The sequence below is a fragment of the Amycolatopsis deserti genome (genome assembly GCF_014653945.1).
GTDB classification, from domain to species: domain Bacteria; phylum Actinomycetota; class Actinomycetes; order Mycobacteriales; family Pseudonocardiaceae; genus Amycolatopsis_E; species Amycolatopsis_E deserti.
In genome coordinates this window covers 1-21,843 of the sequence record NZ_BNAU01000001.1, presented here as the reverse complement: position 1 = coordinate 21,843, position 21,843 = coordinate 1, and the positions used below count along the sequence as shown (strand labels likewise).

At 71.3% G+C, this 21,843-nt stretch carries 18 protein-coding genes; 11 read left to right on the top strand and 7 right to left on the bottom strand.

Translation table 11 applies throughout. From position 1 onward, the window contains the following. Positions 1 to 9: 9 nt before the first annotated feature. The gene (locus IE290_RS00090; RefSeq protein WP_191242420.1) at positions 10 to 696 is read right to left on the bottom strand and encodes a transporter; all 687 of its coding nucleotides are present in this window, start codon (positions 694 to 696) and stop codon (positions 10 to 12) included. 186 nt (positions 697 to 882) lie between these two features. Between IE290_RS00090 and IE290_RS00085 the strand changes: the two genes are divergently transcribed. Beyond that, entirely contained in the window at positions 883 to 1,491 is a 609-nt protein-coding gene (locus IE290_RS00085; RefSeq protein WP_229873963.1) for a TetR/AcrR family transcriptional regulator, read from the top strand. Between the two features lie 4 nt (positions 1,492 to 1,495). On the opposite strand, the gene IE290_RS00080 is transcribed toward IE290_RS00085, so the two are convergent. The 6 genes from IE290_RS00080 to IE290_RS00055 are packed head-to-tail and all read right to left on the bottom strand — an operon-like array spanning position 1,496 to position 9,302. Then, entirely contained in the window at positions 1,496 to 2,959 is a 1,464-nt protein-coding gene (locus tag IE290_RS00080) for an aldehyde dehydrogenase family protein (protein ID WP_191242418.1), read from the bottom strand. Between the two features lie 25 nt (positions 2,960 to 2,984). Then, entirely contained in the window at positions 2,985 to 4,082 is a 1,098-nt protein-coding gene (locus tag IE290_RS00075; protein ID WP_191242417.1) for a Zn-dependent alcohol dehydrogenase, read from the bottom strand. A gap of 46 nt (positions 4,083 to 4,128) precedes the next feature. Further along, complete coding sequence (locus IE290_RS00070) at positions 4,129 to 6,495, bottom strand: AMP-binding protein (RefSeq protein ID WP_191242416.1); 2,367 nt, start codon at positions 6,493 to 6,495, stop codon at positions 4,129 to 4,131. After that, the gene (locus tag IE290_RS00065) at positions 6,492 to 7,274 is read right to left on the bottom strand and encodes a gamma-glutamyl-gamma-aminobutyrate hydrolase family protein (RefSeq protein WP_191242415.1); all 783 of its coding nucleotides are present in this window, start codon (positions 7,272 to 7,274) and stop codon (positions 6,492 to 6,494) included. Before IE290_RS00065 ends, IE290_RS00070 begins: the two co-directional genes overlap by 4 nt. Before the next feature lie 23 nt (positions 7,275 to 7,297). Continuing rightward, on the bottom strand, positions 7,298 to 8,644 hold the full coding sequence (locus tag IE290_RS00060; protein ID WP_191242414.1) for a glutamine synthetase family protein: 1,347 nt from the start codon (positions 8,642 to 8,644) through the stop codon (positions 7,298 to 7,300). Further along, positions 8,634 to 9,302, bottom strand: coding sequence for a hypothetical protein (locus IE290_RS00055; protein WP_229873961.1), 669 nt, complete (start codon positions 9,300 to 9,302; stop codon positions 8,634 to 8,636). The genes IE290_RS00060 and IE290_RS00055 overlap by 11 nt, the downstream gene beginning before the upstream one ends. 236 nt (positions 9,303 to 9,538) lie before the next feature. Here IE290_RS00055 and IE290_RS00050 point away from each other — a divergent pair, with 236 nt between their 5' ends. The 10 genes from IE290_RS00050 to IE290_RS00005 all read left to right on the top strand — a co-directional run. Beyond that, on the top strand, positions 9,539 to 10,960 hold the full coding sequence (locus tag IE290_RS00050) for an APC family permease (protein ID WP_191242412.1): 1,422 nt from the start codon (positions 9,539 to 9,541) through the stop codon (positions 10,958 to 10,960). Between the two features lie 14 nt (positions 10,961 to 10,974). Next, complete coding sequence (locus IE290_RS00045; protein ID WP_191242411.1) at positions 10,975 to 12,504, top strand: flavin-containing monooxygenase; 1,530 nt, start codon at positions 10,975 to 10,977, stop codon at positions 12,502 to 12,504. Beyond that, entirely contained in the window at positions 12,501 to 13,565 is a 1,065-nt protein-coding gene (locus IE290_RS00040) for an alpha/beta hydrolase (protein WP_191242410.1), read from the top strand. The genes IE290_RS00045 and IE290_RS00040 overlap by 4 nt, the downstream gene beginning before the upstream one ends. Positions 13,566 to 13,570: 5 nt before the next feature. Further along, positions 13,571 to 14,941, top strand: coding sequence for a flavin monoamine oxidase family protein (locus tag IE290_RS00035; protein ID WP_191242409.1), 1,371 nt, complete (start codon positions 13,571 to 13,573; stop codon positions 14,939 to 14,941). Between the two features lie 417 nt (positions 14,942 to 15,358). Then, complete coding sequence (locus IE290_RS00030; protein WP_191242408.1) at positions 15,359 to 15,640, top strand: metal-sensitive transcriptional regulator; 282 nt, start codon at positions 15,359 to 15,361, stop codon at positions 15,638 to 15,640. A 22-nt stretch (positions 15,641 to 15,662) separates the two neighbouring features. Further along, a complete protein-coding gene (locus IE290_RS00025; RefSeq protein WP_191242407.1) occupies positions 15,663 to 15,869 on the top strand; it encodes a heavy-metal-associated domain-containing protein in 207 nt (68 codons plus the stop codon). A 26-nt stretch (positions 15,870 to 15,895) separates the two neighbouring features. After that, positions 15,896 to 16,828: a DUF8832 domain-containing protein gene (locus tag IE290_RS00020; protein WP_191242406.1), complete on the top strand. Its 933-nt coding sequence runs from the start codon at positions 15,896 to 15,898 to the stop codon at positions 16,826 to 16,828. Positions 16,829 to 16,848: 20 nt separating this feature from the next. Next, complete coding sequence (locus IE290_RS00015; protein WP_191242405.1) at positions 16,849 to 19,104, top strand: heavy metal translocating P-type ATPase; 2,256 nt, start codon at positions 16,849 to 16,851, stop codon at positions 19,102 to 19,104. 135 nt (positions 19,105 to 19,239) lie between these two features. Next, a complete protein-coding gene (locus IE290_RS00010; RefSeq protein WP_229873960.1) occupies positions 19,240 to 20,940 on the top strand; it encodes a VanW family protein in 1,701 nt (566 codons plus the stop codon). Between the two features lie 133 nt (positions 20,941 to 21,073). Continuing rightward, on the top strand, positions 21,074 to 21,843 hold a 770-nt coding region (locus IE290_RS00005), incomplete at its 3' end, for an MFS transporter (protein WP_191242403.1).

Below are 21,843 nucleotides of genomic sequence, written 5' to 3'. Positions count from 1 at the left end.
CGGTGCTCCTCAGGCCCGGGCGGCGTGCGCGGCCGGTTCCACGCCCGTGGCCACGGTGCGGACGTGCAGGGCGCGGTAAGCGAGGTAGCACACGCACATCTGCGTGCCCCACGTGGCGAGTGCGGCGGTGTAGAAGATCGTCCGGTGCGCGTCGTCGCCGGCGAGCGGGAAGAAGTCGTAGATGATCGCGATCGCCGAGCCGGCCAGGGACACCAGCCCGAGAGCGAACGCGTGCCCCGCGGCGCCGGCCTTCCAGACCCGCCACGTGAAGTAGGCCAGGAAGAGGGTCGTCAGGGCGTTGACCACGACGTAGAACGTCGCCGGGCCGGCGTGGAACACGGGAGGACGGAACTGCTGGAGGTACAGCCCGGCCACGGCGGCCAGGGCGAACACACCGACATCGACCGCGACGCTCGGCTTGTACCGGTGCGTCACCCGCATCAGGCCCATCACGAGGATCAGCGTGATGCCGACGGATCGCGAGAAGGCGTCGAAGAAGTACGCGATGTCGTACAGCACGCTGTCTTCGTGTCCGCCCAGCAGCGCCCAGAGGAGGAAGTTCGAGCCCGACGTGGCGACGACCATCCACTCCAGACCGAGCAGGTAGTTGCCGAAGCGCCGGATGAACTTCCAGCCGAAGAAGAAGCCGGCGAAGATCATCCAGAGATCGGCCAGCATGAAGAGCAGGTCCTTCATGGCAGTGATTCCTTCGGGTTCGTGAATTCGGGTACGCGAGGCGGTTTGTGATCCACCTCATAAGGTAGACGAAGTTAGTCGTCCGATCAAGTTGTTTGACTAAGAATGTGCCGCCCCTGCGGCTGGTAGGCTGGCGTTGACTTAATCAAACGTCCAACTATGTGGGCGCGCACTTGGGAGGGCCTCGTGCCACGGATCTCCGCCGCACAACGGCGTAGCGACTTCATCAAGGCCGCCGTGGAAGTCATCGCGACCCACGGCATCGAGGGCGCGACGACCCGGCGGATCGCCGAGCAGGCCCAGGCGAACCTGGCGATGCTGCACTACTGCTACGACTCCAAGGAAGACCTCTTCGCCGACGTCTACGACTACGTGGCCGGCCAGTACCGCGAGGTCATCATCGCCAACGACCCGCACGGCGACCTGACGGACACCGCCCGCCGGGTGCTGCGCGGGATCATGGAGTTCTACCTCGACTCCCCCAACTTCGCCGCGGCGGCGATGGAACTGGTCACCTGGGCGCGGCGCCAGCACGGAAGCCGCGGCATCGCGGTGTACGACCAGGCACTGGACACCCTGCGCGCCACGCTCCGCGCCGCCCGCTCGGACCACCCGGTCGAACCGGAGACGATCGAGCAGATCGCGTACGTGATCGCCACCTTGGCCGACGGTTTCGCCGTGAACTGGTACACCTACGGGGATCGCGCCGTCGCGGTGGAGCAGATGGAGGTCACCGTCTCGGTGCTCGACAGCTGGCTCGCGGCCCGGCTCGGCACCGCACCCGCGGCCACCTGAACCGTCACAGCGGCAGATCGGGCGAGTCGACGCCGACGACCCGGTCGCCGCAGAAGACCCGCACCGATTCGGCCGGTCCGTGCCCGCCGATGCCGGCCGGACCCCAGAAGCTCTGCGCCGAGTCGTCACCGAGGTCGGCGAGCTTGGCGCCGTTGACGCGCACCTCGCCGGCCACGATGCGGGAGCCGATGTCGATCGCGCGGTCGGTGTCGGCGCCGAACACGTAGGCGTCCAGGCCCGAGGGATGAGCGTTGGCGATGCGCAACGCCTCCTCGGCGGAGTCCACGGCGTGCAGCGAGACGATCGGACCGAACAGCTCCGCGGTGGCCCGGGCGGGATCGGCGCCGGCGGCGATCGTCGGCGACAGGAAGAAACCGCCGAGGCCGGGCAGCCGGGCGGGCTGCCGGATGCTCGCCCCGAGGGCACGCAGCCCCTCGATCCGGCTCCGCAGGGTCTGGAAGTGCGGCGCGTTGGAGATCGGGCCGATCTCGGCGCCCTCGTCCAGGGAGTGACCGACCACGAGCTTGGCGATCCGCACGGTCAGCGCCTCGAGGAGGGGGTCGGCCAGCGTGCGGTGGACGAGGACCTTGCCCGGCCCCTCGCACCACTGGCCGTTGAGCTTGGTCATGCCGTCGAGGATCCCGTCGGCGGTGACGTCGAGGTCGGCGTCGTCCAGCACCAGCGCCGGGTTGTTGCCGCCCAGCTCCAGTTGCAGGACCTTGAAGTCCTCGGCGGCGGCCCGCGCGATGGCCCGGCCGGCCCCCGGTCCGCCGGTGAACGACACGATCTTGACGCGCGGGTCGGCCGTCAGCCGGGCGCCCACGTCACCGCCGCCGTGCACCAGCTGCAGCGCGCCGCTGGGCAGGCCGGCCTCGACGAAGCACTCGACGATGATCTGCGCGCTGCTCGGCGCGTGCTCCGAGGGCTTGAGGATGACGGGACAGCCCGCCGCGATCGCGCTGGTGACCTTGGCCGCGGGGATGAAGCTCGGGCCGTTCCACGGGGTGAGGATCGCGGCCGGCCCCCACGGCACCTTGTGCAGGCGGACGTCGCGGCCGCCGGCCGCCAGCGCGGTGACGCGCGGGATGGTCACCAGATCCGCCGCCGCGGCCCGGATCCGCGCCGGCAGGAACGCCGCGACCGCGCGGGTGACGCTGATGGGCGTGCCGCTGGTCAGCGAGTCCGTGCGGGCGATGTCCTCGGCGCGGGTCTCGACGATCGCGGCGACGCGGTCGAGCATCTCGGCGCGCTCGCGCCGGGCGTCGTCGTCCCAGCGGCCGATGTCGTACACGCGCTCGGCGTGCCGCAGCGCGCGCTCCAGGTCGGCGGGTGCGGTCGTGACCGTGCGGTGCAGGGGTTCGCGTGTGTTGGGGTCGAGGTTCCAGGTGTCCTCGACCGCCGCGCATTCGCTCCACTCGTCGGCGATGTAGTTCACCGGCCGCGGGATCGTCATCTCGTTGCTCGCCATGGGGATTCCCTCCGCGCTCAGGGGGTCAGGACCGGAGATCGGCGACGATCCGGGTCACGTCGCCGGACTTCATCGCCGTGAAGCCGTCGTTGATCTCGGCGAACGGGATGACGCGGGTGACCATCTCGTCGAGCAGCAGGCGTCCCTGCCGGTACAGCAGCGCGAGCTGGCCGATGTCCTGCCGCGCCTGCCCCGAGCCCATGTAGGAGCCGATGAGCCGCTTCTCCTCGAAGAAGAAGTCCGACGCCGGGATGCTGAGCCGGGCGCCATCGGGCGCGATCCCGACCAGGCACGCGGTGCCCGTCGGGCGCACCAGCGCGAGGGCGGTTTCCGCGGTGCCGGCGGAGCCGACCGCTTCGAAGGAGTAGTCCACCCCGTCACCCAGCAGGCGGTGGAGTTCGGTGACCGGGTCGCCGTCCGCGCCGTTGATGACGTGGGTGGCGCCGTAGCCGCGCGCGGCTTCCAGGCGCGCCTCGTCGAGGTCGATCGCGACGATGGCCGAGGCGCCGGCGAGCCGGGCGCCCTGGATGATGGCCGATCCGACGCCGCCGCAGCCGATGACGGCGACCGTGCTGCCGGGCCGCACGCGTGCGCCGCGGAAGACGGCGCCGACGCCGGTGATGACGCAGCAGGCCAGCAGGCATCCGACGTGCAGCGGCACGTCGTCCGGGAGTTTCACCAGCGCGTTCTCGCGGAGGAGGATGTGCTGGGAGAACGCCCCGATGCCGGCGAGCCGTTCGATCGGCCGCCCGTCCGCGCTCTGGAAGGCGGGCCGCCGGCGGCGGCGCACCTGTTCGAGACGCAGGCACTGGGTCGACCATCCGGCGTCGCAGTTGGTGCAGCTGCCGCAGGGCGGAGTCAGCGCGCCGACCACGCGGTCGCCGGGCCGCAGCCCGGTCACCTGGGAGCCGACGGACTCGACCACGCCGGCCACCTCGTGCCCGAGCACGGCGGGCAGGCCGGTCGGCACCGCCCCGTTCAGGTAGTGCAGGTCGCTGTGGCACAGCCCCACGTTCGTGACCGCGACCCGCACCTCGTGCGGTTCGGGGTCGTCCACCCGGATGGTGGTCAGCTCGAGTGGCTTGGTGAACGCGGTCAGTACCGCGGCCTGGGTGTCGATCATCTCGGCTCGTCTCTCGTCGTTGTGGTGCGGGTGGTGCGAGTCCGGGTTACGCGCCGGCGCTCCTGGCCGCCAGGAAGCTCTGGACGCCGGCGGTGAGCGCTCCGCTCTCCCACGCCGCCTTCGCGGCCGCGTCCTCCCGGGCGAACGCCTTCTCGATCTCCTCGCTCTCCGGCCGGAGGAGCTCCAGGTGCAGGGCTGTCGTGTTGCCCTCCGGGGTCCACTCGAGGACCGTGTCGATCGCGCGGTCGATCAACGTGCCGGGCTCGACGATCTCGTCCAGCAGCCCGATCCGCAGGGCCTCCGCGGACCCGATCCGCGGGGACCCGAGGACCATGCGCATCGCGTGGTTGCCGACGAGGCGCCTGAGCAGCACGCTGGAGGCGTTGGAGATCGTGAGGCCCCGCATGTTCTCCGGCTGGTAGTACTCCGTCGCCGGGGTTCCGATGCGGGCGTCGCAGCACAGGGTGATCTCCGAGGCTCCGCCGACGGCGAGACCGTTGACGGCCGCGACCACGGGAACCCGGGTCTGCAGGATGGCCCGGGTGATGTCGTGGAAGCTCGCGAACGCCTCTTCGACCTCGGCATCGGTGGACATCGGACTCTGCAGGTCCTGCCCGGCGGAGAAGGCCCGGCCGGCGCCGGTGAGCACGATCCCGCGCACGCGCTCGCCGGTGCCGTACTCGCGGATGGCCGCGGCGAGCTTGAGCCGGGTGGGCACGTCCAGGGCGTTGAGCTTGTCGGGACGCCGGAACGTCAGCACGGCGACGTCCCGGACGACCTCGGCGTCGAGGAATCCGGACGCGGCCGTGCTGGTGCGCCGCTTACCGAAGTCGTAGGTGACGCCCGGCTCGGCCGCGGCGCGGGCCTTGAGGGCCGGTTTGGAGATGCGTTCGGACGGCGTGCGGGGGAAGCTGGTGACGAACTCGATGTAGCGCGGCACCTTGAAGCGGGCGAGTTCCCGGCCGGCCCGCTCGACGATCTCCTCCGCCGTCGCACGCTCGGCCGGCACCCCGGGCGCCAGCTGCACGAACGCCTTGACCTCCTCGCCGAGGATCTCGTCGGGTTCGGCGACGACCGCGGCCGCGACCACCCTGTCGTCGCGTTCCAGCACGGTCTCGACCTCGACGCTCGCGACGTTCTCACCGCCGCGCCGCACCATGTCCTTGATCCGCCCGACCAGCTGGATGCCGCCGCCGGGGTGGCGGACGACGAGATCGCCGGTGTGCAGCCAACCTTTCCGCAGCACCCGGGCGGTGTCCTCCGGCCGGTTCCAGTAGCCGTTCATCATCGGCTTGCCCGCGGTGATCAGTTCGCCGGGCTCACCGTCGGGCACCTCGGTGCCGTCGGGGCCGACGATGCGGACCTGTTTGGACGGCAACGGCCGTCCGAGGCTCCCGCTGCCCACGGCGCCGGTGTCGCCCGGCGGGCTGAACAGGTCCACTCCGGACTCGGTCATCCCGTAGATCTCCCGCCACGGGGCGCCCCACCGCTCCTCCAGCCGGGCGTGCAGACCGGCCGGGATGCCCGAGCAGAACACCAGCCGGAGGTCGTTGTCGCGGTCCTCGTCGGTGGGTGGCTGCTTGAACAGCAGCGTCGGCATCGATCCGAGGACGTAGCAGAAGGTCGCGCGGTGGCGGCGGACGTCGGCCACGAAGGTCGACGCGGAGAACCGGGGCAGCACGACCAGCGGCGCGGCGACCGTGAGGGCGAGCGCGGCGTTCCACTGTGGATCCATGTAGGAGAACGGCTGCGCGGTCAGGATCACGTCCTCGCGCGAAAGCCCGGCCGCCGCGGCGCACACCCAACCCAGCCGGGCCCAGTAGTCGTGGGTGAGCATGCACGCCTTCGGAAAGCCCGTGGTTCCCGAGGTGTACTGCAGGTTCGCGAGCGTACCTGCCTCGACCGGCACCGCGGGCGCCGTCGCCGGGAACGGTTCGGACCCGTCGTCGGCCACGTCGACGACGCGAACGTCGGCGAGGTCGGCCTCGGCCGCCCGGACGTCGGCGACCAGCCCGGACCGCTCGGCGTCGGTGAACACCAGGCGCGCACCGGAATCCCGCAGGACGAAGGCGAGATCGGCCCGCTGGTAGGAGCAGTTGACCGGCACCGCGATCGCCCCGGCCTTCAGGGCCGCGAGCCACACGACCGGCCAGTGCACGACGTTCGGCAGCATGATCGCCACCCGGTCCCCCGGCCGGACGCCGTCGGTGTCGATCATCCGGTGCGCCAGCCGGGAGGTCCAGGCGTCGATGTCGGCGAAACTCCACGACCATTCGCCGAAGCGCAGGAACTCGCGGTCCGGTGAGTCCTGCGCGCGCCGCGCCAGCAGTCCGGTCAGCGTCGGGATGGCGGGATCGTCGCCGATCCGCCCGGCCGGCACGACCGGTTCCGGGCGGGCCACGTTCGCGGTCATCGCAAGCTCCTCTGTTGTTCGTCGCCGCGGCCGGCGGCGAGCCGCTCCGCCGCGGCGCGGACGATCCACGTCAGCGTGGGGTCCGTGCTCTTCATCCACTCCGGGTGCCACTGGACGCCGAGCACCGGCGCCCCGGGCAGCTCGACCGACTCGATCACGCCGTCACCGGTCCGCCCGGTCACCACCAGTCCGGTGCCGCAGCGGTCGACGGCCTGGTGGTGCCAGGAGTTGGTCATCACCTGCTCGCCGAACAGGCCGGCGGCGAGCGAGCCGGGCTCGAAGGTCACCACGTGATCGGCGGTGCCGTCGGTCGGCGCGGCCTCGGCCGACAGGTGCCGCACGGAGCCGGGCGCGAGATCCGGGACGAGCGTGCCGCCGAGCGCGACGTTGAGCACCTGCAGGCCCCGGCACACGCCGAGCACGGGAATCCCCTGCTCCAGCGCGGCCCGCACGAGCGCGAGCTCGTAGGTGTCCCGGGCCGCGTCGTGCACCATCGGGTCGGTGCGGGGATCGACCTCGCGGACCACCGACACCTCGCGTCCCCAGCACGCCGGGTGGACGTCCTGTCCGCCGGTGATCACGACCCCGGACAGCCACTGGCACACGTCCGTCGCGCCGGTGTCGTAGGACAGGTGCACCGGCAGCCCGCCGGCGTCGGCGATCCGCGTCGCGAAGTCCGACATGGCGGTGTCGATGCAGCGGTCGCCGTACCGCTCGTCGGCTCCCCGGAGCAGCGCCAGCCGGAACCGCCGCCCGGTGATGCCGATCAGTGGTTTCATCAGCGTGGTCTCCTCGGGCGTGCTCACGGGAACTCGAAGTAGCGGGTGGACTCCCACTGGGAGAGTTCGGCGAACGGATCGCCGCCTTTGGTGTGGAACTCCATCCACTCCCAGCGCCGGGACGCGACCCAGAAGTCCACGAACTCGTCACCGAGGTACTCCCGCAGGAGCGGATCGGCGTCCAGGGCCGCGGCCGCTTTCGACATCGTGTCCGGGATCCGGGTCACGCCGTGGCCGTCGGGCAGGCACCACGCCATGTCCGTGACCTGCTCCGGTGGCTCGATCTTCCGCTCGATGCCGGCCAGCACCCCGGCCAGGACGCCGGCCACAGCGAGGTAGGGGTTGACGTCGGCGCCGGGCAGCCGGTACTCCAGGCGCGAGTACTTCGGGTGGCCGGTGATGGCGCGCACCGCGGCGGTCTTGTTGTTGACGCCCCACGTCACGGTGGTGGGCGGTCCGGTCAGGTCCACCAGCCGCCGGTAGGACGTGATCTGCGGCAACGCGATCGAGGTGTTGCCCGGCATCGTCGCCAGCAGTCCGCCGACCGCGTGCCGCATGAGCGGGGACGGGCCGTCGGCGGCGAAGAACTGGTTCACCCCACCGCTGTGGAGCGACAGGTTGAGGTGGGCGCCCTGTCCGAAGCCGGCCGTCGGCTTGGCCATGAAGGTGACCGTGTGGCCCTGGTCGAACGCGACCTCACGCATGATCTGCTTGGTGCGGGCCCAGGAGTCGGCCAGGGTGATGGGATCCGCCGGCGCCAGGTTCAGCTCCGTCTGCCCGGGGGCGGCCTCGTCGGTCCAGGCCTCCCACGCGATGCCGACGCGATCGAGGCGCTCGACAACCGCTTCCATGTACCCGCCCCAGTCCGCGGACCTCGCCAGGTGGTAGGTGGCACCCGTGCTGCCGCCCAGCGGCGTCAGATCCCGGTACCCGAGCTTGCGCGCCTCCTGGATGGACTCCTCGAACAGGGTCGCCTCGATCTCCACGGCGGTGGTCGCGGTGTATCCCAGCGACGCCAGCCGGTCCACCATCTTCCGCGCCAGGTTCCGCGGACAGATCGGCACCGGTGTGCCGTCCTTGAGCCAGTAGTCGCCGATGACCGAGTCCAGGCCCGGCTTCCACTCCACGAGCGTCGAGGGGTCCGGGATCATCTGGATGTCGTAGAGGTTGCCGCGCCAGTCCGGGTAGGCGTCCCCGAAGACGATCTCGGTGCCCAGGTCGATCGCGAACAGGATGTCGGCGAAGGCGAACCCGGCATCCTTGCCCGCGGCGAACTTCGCGTCCGACACGGTCTTGCCCAGGAAGCTGCCGTCGTGGTTGGTCGCTTCGAGGCGGACGGCGCGGGCGGGCCGGGTGAGGTCAGATCCCATAACGAACCCTCCAGGACGCGGCGGTCATGACCGACGCCTGCGCCAACGTGCCCTTGACCCGCAGGCCGGCCGCCAAGGAGGCGAGGAAGTCGTCGGCCCCGGTGAAGACACCGGCGAGGAGGTCGGCCGGTCCGGCCATCAGGTACTCGGTCGAACCGGCGCCGAACTGACCACGCTCCGGGCCTTCGGCGCCGTCGGCGTCGACGATCAGGACCTCGGGGACGCCCGGGATGTCGCGGGTCGCGTCCCAGAAGCGCTGGGCGGCCTCGCGCCAGTGGGGCAGCGGCGGCCGCAACGCGCGCAAGGCGCCGGCGGCCAGGGCGGCATCACCGGACGGCTCCCCCACCGGGGCGAAGCGTGCGTGCAGATCGACGACGACCGTCGCGTCCGGCTCGGCCCGGACTCCGCTGGTCACCGCAGCGGCGTCGCCGCCGAAGACGATCGTCGCGGCCTGCGGCGTGTCGTGGGAGCGGACCGCCACGGTGCCGGCGGACCGGCCCAGGACCTCGTGGGCGTGCCCGGTTCGCGACGAGTCACGCAACGTGCGCCCGATCAGCCGGACGAGCGGAGTCGCATCGTCCTCGATCGTGATGGGGAAGGCCGAGCCGTCCCGTTCGGACACTCCGGGGCGCCTCGCGGGCACCTCCGGGAACGTCATGATTTCGGTCATCCTTGACCCTCTCGGCCAGGTGGCATCGCGCGACCGTAGTTAGTCAGTTGACTCGATCGCTTGACGAAGATGATGGGTGCCGGGTCGCCCCGTGTCAACACCGGTCTCCGACGGCAGGCGAGGCCCTCTCTTGACGACTCGGGCAACTTCGCACACACTCACTGAATCGCTTGACTTAATCAGATGACCGATTAATGCATGTGCCGCCAGAAGGGTCCCCAACGATGAGCGACCACCTCGAGGCCACCAGCCGCCCCGCACCCGACGAACCTCCCGAGGTGACCGGCCACCTCAGCCGGAGCCAGCTGGTCGGCCTGGCGCTGGCCTCCTACGTCCCGCCGGTCGGCCTGGCCGCCGTCCCGGCCCTCATCCTGACCACGGCGGGCAACGGAAGCTGGCTCGGCGCGCTGATCGCCGCCTTCGGGACCAGCCTGGTCGGCCTGTCGATCATCAGCTTCGCCCGGCGCTACGTGGTCACCGGTTCGCTCTACTCCTACATCTCCCACGTGTTCGGCCCGTGGGCGCGGATCCTCACCGGCGCCGCGCTGTTCCTCGGCTACGTCGCCCAGGTCGGGGCCATCGCCTTCCTCGTCGGGCTCTTCTCCGGAAGCTTCCTGCTCTCCGTGGGCGTCGGATCGGGTTTCGACATCGGCGTCCAGATGATCATCTACAGCGGTGCCGTGCTGATCGCGGCGGCGATCGCCTATCGCGGCCTCGGCACGTCCGTGCGGTCGGCGGTCACGCTCGCGACCGTCTCGGTCCCGCTGATGGTGGTCGTCACCGTGGCCGCCGCCGCGCACTCCGGCCTCGACCTCGGCGCGCAGCTGTCGTTCGAGGGAGCCACCACCAGCGGCATCTTCCAGGGCGTCGCCGCCGGCGCGGTCTTCCTGGTCGGATTCGAGAGCAGCACCGCACTCGCCGCGGAGACCCGCGACGCCAAGCGCGCGGTTCCGCTCGCCGTGATGTGCGTCCCGGCCGGCCTCGGCGCCCTGTACGTGGTCGCGACCTTCCTCCAGGTGCCTGCCCTGACCGCCGCGAGCGACGCGCTGGCGGCCGGAACCTCCCCCGCGGCGGCACTGGCCATCGAAGGCGGCCTCGGCAGCACCGTGGCCACGGCCACCGACCTGGTCCTCGCGATCGCGACGTTCGCCGCGTTGATCGGTTTCGTCAACTACGGTTCCCGGTTCGTCGCCACGCTCGCCACCGACCGGCTGCTGCCCGCGCGCACCGGCCGGATCCACCCGCGCCACCGGAGTCCCGCGACAGCCGTCGTCACGATCAGCGTCCTCGGTCTCGGCGCGATCCTCGTCATGGCGGCCGCGAACCCGGACGACATCGTCGACGTCTACAACTCGGTAGCGACGCTCATCGTCTACTTCTGGGTGATTCCCTACCTCTTGATCTGCGCCGGTGCCGTGAAGCTGCTGGCGCGAGAGGGCCGGCTCGGTGTGACCGCGGTCGTCAGCGCCGTCGCCGGTGCGGCGGCCATGGCCTGGATGTACCTGAACGGCCTGATCAATCCGCCCGCCGCACCGCTGGACGCGATGTCGTACGTGGCTCTCGTCGCCCTGGCCGCGGTCTTCGCGGTCTTCCTGATCACCCACCGTCTGACGAGCGCTCCGGCCTCGGACGACACCCATCACTGAGAGGAATGCGCAGCATGCAGCACCACGACCACAGGACGGAGTCGGCGGACATCGTCGTCATCGGCGCCGGGTTGTCCGGCATCGGTGCGGCGAAGTACCTGACCAGCGACTTCCCCGACAAGAAGATCCTCCTGCTGGAGGGCCGCGGCGCGGTCGGCGGCACCTGGGACCTGTTCAAGTACCCGGGCGTCCGGTCCGACGACTCGGTGCACACCTACGGGTACGAGTTCAAGCCGTGGCTGCACAAGGAGGCGATCGCCGACGGCCCGTTGATCCGCGACTACGTGGCCGAGACCGTCACCGAGTTCGGTCTCGACAAGATCCTGCGGCTACGCCACCGGGTCACCGCTGCCGACTGGTCCAGCGAGGAGGCGCGGTGGACGCTGCGGGTCACCGCGACGGACGAGGCGGGCAACGAAACCCACAAGTCCATCCGGGCCAGGTTCGTCGTCAGCGGCACCGGCTACTACCGCTACGACAAGGGCTACGAGCCCCGCTTCGAGGGCCGGGAGGACTTCCAGGGCGACATCCTCCACCCGCAGCACTGGCCGGAGGACTACGACTACAGCGGCAAACGCGTGGTCATCATCGGCAGCGGCGCGACCACCGTCACCATGCTCCCCGCGATGCTGACGGGCGAGGGCGCGGCAGCCCACGTCACCATGTTGCAGCGCACGCCGAGCTACGTCGCGTCGGTCCCCAGGGTGGACAAGCTCGCCCAGCGGCTCATGAAGCTCTTCGGCGTCGAGCGCGGGTACGCCGCCACGCGGTTCAAGAACATGTGGTCCGACCACCTGATCGTGAGCGTGCTCTGCAAGTTCCCGAACTTCGGCCGCAACCTGCTGCGCAAGTGGACGGCCAAGCAGCTGCCGGCCGGATTCGACGTCGACACCCACTTCGCACCCCCCTACAACCCCTGGGACCAGCGCCTGTGCGCGACGCCGGACAACGAGTTCTTCCAGGTGATCCGCGAGGGGAAAGCCGACGTGGTGACCGACCAGATCGAGCGGTTCACCCGCGAAGGCATCCTGCTGAAGTCGGGCCGGACGCTCGAGGCCGACGTCATCGTCACCGCGACCGGCCTCGTCATGCAGATGCTGGGCGGCATCAAGCCGACGGTGGACGGCACCCCGGTCAACCTGGGCGACACGGTGCTGTACCGCGGCGCCCTGATCTCGGGCGTGCCCAACTGGGCCATGATGCTCGGCTACACCAAGGCGACGTGGACCCTGCGCATCCGCAACGTGTGCCGCCTCGCCGCGGAGGTGATCCGCACGATGGACGCGAAGGGTTACGACATCGCCGTGCCGGTCCCGCCGGAGGGCATGCCCACAGTGGACCTGCTCGACCTCAGCGCGGGCTACATCCAGCGGGCCAAGCACGAGCTTCCGCGCCAGGGCACGGAACTGCCGTGGAAGATGCACACCACGTTCATCAAGGACAACCGGCTGTTCAAGGGCCGGCTCGTCGACGACGACCACATTCGTTTCTCGACCCGGATCGCCACCCCGGACCGGCTCGCGAGCGTGGAAGCCGCGTCATGAGCGCCCCGCGGTTCACCCTGGCCCAGCGGTTCCAGCGGGCCTTCCTGATCAGCCTGAGCCGCCTGCCGGCCGCGGTCCAGCGGCTCCTCGCCCGGCCGCCGGTCAACAGCGCGGGCGAGGGCATGGCACCCGACGTCGCGCTCCTGATGAAGCTGAGCGAGTCCGGCCCCGACTACAGCGACCTGCCGGCCGCCGAGGCCCGCGAGGTCACCGAAAGCGACCTGGCCCTCTTCGCGGCCCGGGTTCCGGCCTGCGCGATCGAGGAGGAGATCGAGGTCGCGGACGGCGTGCTCGCCACGCGCTACAGCACCGGCACGCCCTCGCGGGGGTTGATCCTCTTCTTCCACGGTGGCGGCTTCGTGATCGGCAGCCGCGCCAGCTACACCGCGCCGGCGCGCATGCTCGCGCACGGCACCGGTGCGGACGTCGTCTCGGTCGAGTACCGCCTCGCTCCGGAGCACCCCTTCCCGGCCGCGCACGACGACGCGCTCGCCGCGTGGCGGTACGCCGCCGAGCACGCGGCCGGCTGGGGCATCAGTCCACATCGGATCGTCGTGGCCGGGGAAAGCGCCGGGGGCAACATCGCGGCCGTCCTGTGCCAGCAGGTGCGGGGCGAGGCGGTGCAGCCGCTGCTCCAGGTGCTGATCCAGCCGGTGACCGATCTCGTGGAGCACCGTCCCTCCCAGGACGAGTTCGCGGGATCACCCGCCCTCTCGGCCAAGCAGATCGCCTGGTTCGCCCAGAACTACCTCCCCGAGGGGACCGACCCCGCGGACCCCCGCGTCTCCCCGTACCGCGCGCCGAGCCTGACCGGGCTCCCGCCCGCGATCGTCAACCTGGCGGGCTTCGACCCGCTCCACGACGACGGGCTGGCCTACGCGACCGCGCTGCTCGAGGCCGGCGTGCCGGTCGAGGTCACGCGCGAGGCGGGTTTAGTGCACGGATACCTCTCCTACACGGGCATCAGCCCCAGCAGCCGGCAGGCGACCGAGCGACTGGTCGGGGCCATCGCCGCCGCGCTCGACCGTTCCTACTCCACCACCATCACGAAAGCAGGCTGAGTGCCGTGACCGCATCACGCAAGAACACCCGGCACGAGTTCGAAGCGGACGTCGTCGTGGTCGGCGCCGGCATGGCGGGGTTGATGGCGGCCACCACCCTGGCCGAGCAGAACGTCGTCGTGCTCGAAGCCGCCGGCCGGGCCGGCGGCCGGGTGGAGTCGGTTCGCCGGGGCGGATACTGGATCAACCTCGGCACCCAGTTCACCGAGGGAACCGGGCCGCTGATCGAAGCCCTCCAACGCCACCGGGTCGCGATGGGGTCCCTGGCGGGCAAGAAGGTGGCGCTGGCGCTGAACGGCAAGCAGGTCGACACCTCCAACCCGTTCGCCCTGATGTTCCGCTCCGGGATGAGCTGGGCGGACCGGGCCGGGCTGGCGGCGGTCGGCGCCCGCATCCTCGCGGCGGTGCCGTTCCTGGCGATGAACCCGGACAACCGCCTGGCGAAGCGGGTCCGGGCCAAGCTGGACGCCCGATCCGCGTCGTACGTGCTCCGCGGAGTCGGCTCCGAGGTCGCCCGGGACATGGTCCGGTCCTGGTCCGGGCAGTGGATGGGGTGCGAGCCGGAGGAGACGGCCGCGACGCAGTTCGCCCTCTCGATGGGGATCCTGCTGACCGATCCGGCGAAGGTGCCGAACCTGACCCTGCCCGAAGGCGGAAACCAGACCCTCACCGACATCCTGGCCGCCGACCTCGGTGACCGCCTGCGGCTGAACTCCCCGGTGAGGTCGGTCGAGTGGACCGACGACAGCGTGGTCGTGGACTACGAGGACGACAACGGACCGGCGCGGATCCGCGCCCGCCGGGCGATCGTGACCGTGCCCGGTGACGTCGCGGTGAAGATCATGCCCGGCCTGCCGCCGGAGTACCGGGCGGCGTTCGACGAAATCCACTACGGACGGTACGTGGTCGTGGGCTTCTTCACCCACGAGGAAGGCCCGCAGCGGTGGGACGACTTCATCGCCGTGTCGACGCCCCGGATGGCGTTCCAGGCGATGTTCAACCACGCCGCCGCCCTGCGCGGTCCGGGCCCGCGGAAGCCGGGCGGCGCGCTGGCCTGTTTCGCCGGCGGCGCGGTGGCCGACCGGCTGTTCGAACTCAGCGACTCCGAGATCCTCGCCCGGTTCACCGCCGACCTCCTCGCGCTCTACCCCGAGCTCGAGGGAAAGCTCGGCGAAACGTTCGTGCGGCGTCACCCCCGGGTCGTGCCGTTCTGGGCGCCCGGCGGACGCGCGACCCTGCCGACGCTGCGCGACCACCTCGGCCCGGTCCACCTGGCCGGCGACTACCAGCTGGACATGCCCTCCCTCGCCGACGCGGCCGCCTCGGGTGAGCGCGCCGCGCGGCAGGTTCTGGCGAGCCTGTCCCGCCGCGGCTGACCCTCCCCGCCCCGGCGAGTCAGCCCTGCCCGGGCCGGTCCGATTGGCGGACCGGCCCGGGCACGCCTCGGCGATGACGCGCTCGCTCCAGCCGTGCGCCCGGAGTCCGGCGACGTCGTCGTCGGTCAGTGACGCCGGTTCGAGCGCCGCGTCGCGCCGGTCCGTCGCGGCTTCGATGTGCGCTTCCAGGCAGGCGGCGCAGCCGATCCATTCCCGCACCGCGATCGCGAGCTTCTCACTCAGCGCGCGGGACTTCTCCGCCGTCATCACATGCCTCCTACCCCTTGCGGGTATCCCCCTTGACCAAGGATACCCCCCTTGGGTATACATTCCTCATCGGCGGCGACGGCGACCTCGACCCGAGGCATACGGGTAGGGGGTATAGTCGGAATCGTCGACCGGATTGAGGAGAGGGACATGCGGGGATACGCCAGCGACAAGGACGGCTACCTGACGCGGCTGCGCCGGATCGAGGGGCAGATCCGCGGGCTGCAGCGGATGGTCGAGAACGACGAGTATTGCATCGACGTGCTGACGCAGATCGCGGCGGCGACCAAGGCGCTGCAGTCGGTGTCGCTGGGGCTGATGGACGAGCACCTCAAGCACTGCGTGGCCGAGGCGATCGCCGTGGGTGGCGACACCGCCGACGCCAAGGTGCGCGAGGCCAGTGAGGCCATCGCCCGGCTGGTGCGTTCCTGACCAGGAGAAAGGGAAGACAGAGATGACTCAGCAGACCTACACCGTGACCGGCATGACCTGCGGGCACTGCGTGGCTTCGGTGACCGAAGAGGTCGGTGAGATCCCCGGCGTCACCGACGTCGCGGTGGATCTGCCCACCGGCAAGGTCACCGTCACCAGCGAGCAGGAGCTGACCACCGACGCGGTGCGCGCCGCCGTCGAAGAAGCCGGATACCAGCTGACCGCGTAGCGCGGCGGCCCGAGGACAGGATTGTCATGAACACTGCCACGAAGCTCTCCGCCTACGGTGCGGCGCTCGTCCTGGTCGCCGGTGGCGCCTGGGCGATCGGCACCGCTGTCGGTCCCGTCACCAGCGAAGCTGGCGCGCACGGCGGCGAGGACGCCGCGCACGGGGACGGTCACAGCGGCACTGTCGCGGAGACCGGCCTGCCCGCGGGGCTGGCGTCGTCCAGGGGCGGTTACACCCTCACGCCCACCCACGCGACGCTGACCACCGGGACCACCAACCAGTTCGCCTTCCGGATCACCGGCCCCGACGGCAACGCGGTCACCGCGTTCGACGTCGAGCACGACAAGCGCATGCACCTGATCGTGGTGCGCCGCGACACCGCCGGATTCCAGCACGTGCACCCGGAGATGGCGCCCGATGGCACCTGGACGGTGCCGCTGGACGTCGCCGACGCGGGCAGTTACCGCGCCTTCGCCGACTTCACGCCCACCGGCGGTCAGGCCACCACCCTGGGCGTCGACCTGGCCGCGGCCGGCGACTTCCAGCCCCGCACCTACGCCCCCTCGCGGGTGGCGGAAGTGGACGGCTACCAGGTGCGCCTGGACGGCGACCTCGCCCCGGGACAGACGTCGAAGCTCACGCTCACCGTCAGCAAGGACGGCCACGAGGTCACCGACCTGCAGCCCTACCTGGGCGCCTACGGCCACCTGGTGGCCCTTCGCGAGGGTGATCTGGCCTATCTGCACGTGCACCCCGTCGGCGCACCCGGCGACGGGGTGACCCGGCCGGGCCCGACCGTGACCTTCTACGCCGAGGTCCCCTCGGCCGGCACCTACCGGCTGTTCCTGGACTTCCAGCACGCCGGCACCGTCCGCACCGCCGAATTCACCGTCCCCACCGGGCCCCAGCCGGCCACCCCGCCGGCGCCCGCCGACGGCCACGGCCACAGCCACGGCTGATCCAGGAAAGGGACACCACGATGACTTCGGATGTGCAGAACTCCCCGGCGACCGCGGCGCGCGACATCGAGCTGGCGATCGGGGGCATGACCTGCGCCTCGTGCGCGATGCGGGTGGAGCGCAAGCTCAACAAGCTCGACGGGGTCAGCGCGACCGTCAACTACGCCACCGAGAAGGCGAAGGTCACCTTCCCCGCCGACCTGGACCCGGCCACCCTGGTCGCCCAGGTCGAGGCGGCCGGCTACACGGCCACCGTCCCCCAGCCCAAGGCCGTGGAGCCGGAGGCCGTCGAGGAGGACCCGACGGCGCCGCTGCGGCAGCGGCTGATCGGCTCGCTGGTGCTGTCGGTGCCGGTGATCGCGCTGGCGATGGTCCCGGCCCTGCAGTTCACCTACTGGCAGTGGATCTCGCTGACGCTGGCCGCGCCGGTGATCGTCTGGGCCGCGTGGCCGTTCCACAAGGCCGCGTGGACCAACCTGCGGCACGGCGCGGCCACCATGGACACGCTGGTGTCCCTGGGCACGCTGGCCGCGTTCGCCTGGTCGCTCTACGCGCTGCTGTTCGGCAGCGCCGGGGTGCCCGGCATGACGCATCCGTTCGAGCTGACCATCCAACGCCTCAGCGGGGACGGCAACATCTACCTCGAGGTCGCGGCCGGGGTGACCACGTTCATCCTCGCCGGCCGCTACTTCGAGGCCCGCTCCAAGCGCCGCGCCGGGGCCGCGCTGCGCGCCCTGCTCGAACTCGGCGCCAAAGACGTGGCCGTGCTGCGGGACGGCCGGGAGGAACGCATCCCGGTCGACCAGCTCGCCGTGGGCGAGACCTTCCTGGTCCGGCCCGGCGAGAAAATCGCCACCGACGGGGTGATCACCGAAGGCAGCTCCGCGGTCGACGCCAGCATGCTCACCGGCGAATCCGTCCCGGTCGAGGTGGGGCCGGGCGACCCGGTCACCGGCGCCACCGTCAACTCCGGCGGCCGGCTGATCGTGCGGGCCACCCGCGTCGGTGCGGACACCCAGCTGGCGCAGATGGCGAAACTGGTGGAGGAGGCCCAGACCGGCAAGGCCGCGGTGCAGCGGCTGGCGGACCGGATCTCCGCGGTGTTCGTGCCGATCGTCATCGCCCTCGCCACCGGCACCCTGGCGTTCTGGCTCGGCGCGGGCGGCACCGTGTCCGCGGCGTTCACCGCGGCGGTGGCGGTGCTGATCATCGCCTGCCCCTGCGCCCTGGGCCTGGCCACCCCCACCGCGCTGCTGGTCGGCACGGGGCGGGGCGCCCAGCTGGGCATCCTGATCAAGGGCCCGGAGGTGCTGGAATCCACCCGCCGCGTCGACACCATCGTGCTGGACAAGACCGGCACCGTCACCACCGGCAAGATGGCCCTGACCGAGGTCCACACCGCCGACGACGTCGACACCACCGAGGTGCTGCGCCTGGCCGGGGCGCTCGAGAACGCCTCCGAACATCCGATCGCCCAGGCCATCGCCACCGGCGCGCGGGACAAGGTCGGCGACCTGCCAGCCGTCGAGGGCTTCACCAACGTCGAAGGCCTCGGCGTGCAAGGCATCGTGGACGGCAAGGCGGTGCTCGTCGGGCGGACCGCGCTGCTGGCCGAGTGGAGCCAGCACCTCTCCTCCGATCTCGCCGCGGCCAAGGCCGCGGCCGAACAGCAGGGCAAGACGGCGGTCGCGGTCGGCTGGGACGGGCAGGCGCGGGCGGTGCTGGTGGTCGCCGACACCGTCAAACCCACCTCCGCCGAAGCCATCCGGCAGCTGCGCGGGCTCGGCCTCACCCCGGTCCTGCTCACCGGGGACAACGAGGCCGTCGCCAAGGCGGTCGCCGCGGAGGTCGGCATCGACCAGGTGATCGCCGAGGTTCTGCCCGCCGACAAGGTCGACGTGGTCAAGCGGCTGCAGGGCGAGGGCAAGGTCGTGGCGATGGTCGGCGACGGGGTCAACGACGCCGCCGCGCTCGCCCAGGCCGACCTCGGCCTGGCGATGGGCACCGGCACCGACGTCGCCATCGAGGCCAGCGACCTGACCCTGGTGCGCGGCGACCTCCGGGTGGCCGCGGACGCGATCCGCCTGTCCCGCCGCACCCTGCGCACCATCAAGGGCAACCTGTTCTGGGCCTTCGCCTACAACATCGCCGCCCTCCCGCTGGCCGCGGCCGGCCTGCTCAACCCGATGATCGCCGGCGCCGCGATGGCGTTCAGCTCGGTCTTCGTGGTCAGCAACAGCCTGCGGTTGCGTGCCTTCCGCAGCACCATCGGATGATCCACCGGCGGCGGCCGGCGCTCACGGCAGGTGAGCGCCGGCCGCCGCTGGTTTGAACCGTCCGTTTCGGTCAACTACGACCTGGTGGTTTCCTCGACGCCCGATCCCACCGAGTACCTCCCGAGCGTCGGTGAGGTGGAACCCTCGCGGCCGAAGCCGTGGTGGCGGCGGCCCGGGACGATCGCCGTGGCGGCGGTCCTGCTCGCGCTCGCCGTCCTGTACGTGCTCGACCTCGCGCTCAGCTCGGGGGACGTGCCGCGGGGGACGACGGTGGCGGGTGTGCCGATCGGCGGGCTGAGCGAGTCCGCGGCCGAGCAGAAGCTGCGGGACGAGCTGACGCCCCGGCTCGAGCGGCCGGTTCAGGTGCTGGCCGGGGACCGGGAGATCCCGTTCGTGCCCGCCGACGCCGGTGTGCGCGTCGATTTCGCGGCGACCGTCGCGGGAGCCGGATCGCAGCCGCTGAACCCGTGGACCCGCCTGGTGTCGCTGTTCCGCGACCGCGAAGCCCCACTCGTGGCCGAGGCGGACCCGGGCTCGCTGACCACCACGCTCGACCAGGCCAGGGCGGCGGTCGACCGCCCGGCCGTGGAGGGCGGCATCCGGTTCGACGGCACCACCCCGGTCCCCGTTGATCCCCAGGCCGGGCAGACACTCGACGTCGCGCGGGCCGAGGACGTGCTGCGCACCGGGTGGGCCATCTCGCCGCGGCTGCCGCTTCCGGTGCTGCCGCTGGCGCCGAAGACCACCCCGGAGGGTGTGCGGGCGGCACTCGATCAGGTCGCCCGGCCCGCCGTGGCCGGTCCCGCGACGGTCCGGGGCGACGGCCGGGACGCCACGGTCGAGCCCCCGCAGATCGCGGCCGCGCTGACGTTCCAGCCCGGCGACACCGGCACGCTCGTCCCCCGCCTGGACCGGGCGAAGCTCGGCGCCCTGGCCGATCAGCTCGCACCGACGGAGAAGCCGGGTCAGGACGCGCGGATGCGGTTCGACAACGACCGGCCGATGGTCGTGCCGTCCGTTGACGGCCGGGCGGTCGACTGGGACCAGACCCTGGCCGGGCTGCTGCAGGCCATCGGGCCCGGCGGCAGCCGGACCACCGACGCGCGGTACAGGGCGGTGCCGGCCCGGATCACCACCGAGCGGGCCGGGCAGCTCGGGATCACCGAGGTGATCGGCGAGTTCACCACCAGCGGCTTCGCCCCCGATTCCGGGGTGAACATCCGGGTGGTCGCCGAGGAGGTGGCCGGCGCGATCGTGCTGCCAGGGGACACGTTCAGCCTCAACGGATACACCGGCCCGCGCGAGGCCGCGCAGGGGTACGTGGAAGCGGGTGTGATCGAGGAGGGCGTGCCGGACCGTGAGGTGGGTGGCGGGATCTCGCAGTTCGCGACCACCTTGTACAACGCCGCGTACTTCGCCGGGATGACCGACGTCGAGCACAAGGAGCACAGCTTCTACATCAGCCGCTACCCGGTCGCACGCGACGCGACGGTGTTCCAGAACCCGGACGGCAGCAGCGTGATCGACCTGAAGTTCGGCAACGAATACCCCACCGGGGTGGCGATCCAGACGATCTGGACGCCGAAGTCGATCACCGTGCGGTTGTGGGGCACCAAGCACGTCGCGGTCGAATCCGTGACCGGCCCGCGCGGTGACTACGTCAACCCGTACACGGTCACCAAACCGGCCGGCCCCTCGTGCAAAGCGGCCCGGGGCAAGCCGGGCTTCACGACTTCGGACACCCGGGTCGTCCGCGACCTGAGCGGCACGGAGCTCAGCCGCACGACGCGGACCGTCCACTACGACCCGGAACCCACGGTGCGCTGCGTGGGCTGACCGAACGCGTCTCCGAACGGGACGGGAGCCGGATCACATGAATACCCCCTAGGGGTACTTGCGCGACAACCTCGACCGCGGCTAACTTCTCGGTCATACAGATACCCCCTATAGGTATTGGAGTGGACCGGTGATGAGAACCGATTCCCGCCGCTGGTGGGCGCTGGGGTTCCTCGCGCTCGCCCAGTTCATGGTCATCATGGACACCTCGATCATCGGGGTCGCGCTGCCGAAGATGCAGTCCGATCTCGGCTTCTCCCCCGACGGCCTGTCCTGGGTGTTCAACGCCTACGTGGTCGCCTTCGGCGGGCTGCTGCTGCTCGGCGGGCGGTTGTCCGACCTGCTCGGCGCGCGGCGGATGTTCGCCGCCGGCTGGGTGATCACCCTGGGCGGCTCGGTGGTCGCGGCGCTGGCGGGCAGCGCCGGGGTGGAGCTGACCGGTCGCGTGTTGCAGGGCGCCGGAGCGGCGTTGATCGCGCCGTCGGCCCTGACCCTGCTGATGGTGCTGTTCGGCGCCCGCCCGAAGGAGCTGACCAAGGCACTGGCGCTGTACGGGGCGGCCGCGCCGGCCGGTGGCACCGCCGGGGTGTTCCTGGGCGGCGTGATCACCGAATGGCTGTCCTGGCCGTGGATCTTCTGGCTCTACGTCCCCATCTCACTGATCGCGATCGCGGCCACCCCCGCCCTCATGCCCGCCACCCCCGCACGGCGCGGCGTGGTGGACGTGGCGGGCGCGGTGGCGGTCACCGCCGGTCTGGCACTGACCGTGTTCGCCATCGTGCGCGCCCCCGAGCAGGGCTGGGGATCGGCGGCCACCCTCGGCGCGCTGGCCGGCGGGATCGCGCTGCTGGGCATCTTCCTGGCCATCCAGCGCGCCCGCCGGGTCCCGCTGGTGCGGCTGGG

Bases quoted from the DNA above. Each gene is read 5' to 3' on its own strand.
- IE290_RS00090 (WP_191242420.1), bottom strand. From the start codon at position 696: ATGAAGGACCTGCTCTTCATGCTGGCCGATCTCTGGATGATCTTCGCC.
- IE290_RS00080 (WP_191242418.1), bottom strand. From the start codon at position 2,959: ATGGCGAGCAACGAGATGACGATCCCGCGGCCGGTGAACTACATCGCC.
- IE290_RS00075 (WP_191242417.1), bottom strand. From the start codon at position 4,082: ATGATCGACACCCAGGCCGCGGTACTGACCGCGTTCACCAAGCCACTC.
- IE290_RS00070 (WP_191242416.1), bottom strand. From the start codon at position 6,495: ATGACCGCGAACGTGGCCCGCCCGGAACCGGTCGTGCCGGCCGGGCGG.
- IE290_RS00065 (WP_191242415.1), bottom strand. From the start codon at position 7,274: ATGAAACCACTGATCGGCATCACCGGGCGGCGGTTCCGGCTGGCGCTG.
- IE290_RS00060 (WP_191242414.1), bottom strand. From the start codon at position 8,644: ATGGGATCTGACCTCACCCGGCCCGCCCGCGCCGTCCGCCTCGAAGCG.
- IE290_RS00055 (WP_229873961.1), bottom strand. From the start codon at position 9,302: ATGACGTTCCCGGAGGTGCCCGCGAGGCGCCCCGGAGTGTCCGAACGG.
- IE290_RS00050 (WP_191242412.1), top strand. From the start codon at position 9,539: ATGAGCGACCACCTCGAGGCCACCAGCCGCCCCGCACCCGACGAACCT.
- IE290_RS00045 (WP_191242411.1), top strand. From the start codon at position 10,975: ATGCAGCACCACGACCACAGGACGGAGTCGGCGGACATCGTCGTCATC.
- IE290_RS00040 (WP_191242410.1), top strand. From the start codon at position 12,501: ATGAGCGCCCCGCGGTTCACCCTGGCCCAGCGGTTCCAGCGGGCCTTC.
- IE290_RS00030 (WP_191242408.1), top strand. From the start codon at position 15,359: ATGCGGGGATACGCCAGCGACAAGGACGGCTACCTGACGCGGCTGCGC.
- IE290_RS00025 (WP_191242407.1), top strand. From the start codon at position 15,663: ATGACTCAGCAGACCTACACCGTGACCGGCATGACCTGCGGGCACTGC.
- IE290_RS00020 (WP_191242406.1), top strand. From the start codon at position 15,896: ATGAACACTGCCACGAAGCTCTCCGCCTACGGTGCGGCGCTCGTCCTG.
- IE290_RS00015 (WP_191242405.1), top strand. From the start codon at position 16,849: ATGACTTCGGATGTGCAGAACTCCCCGGCGACCGCGGCGCGCGACATC.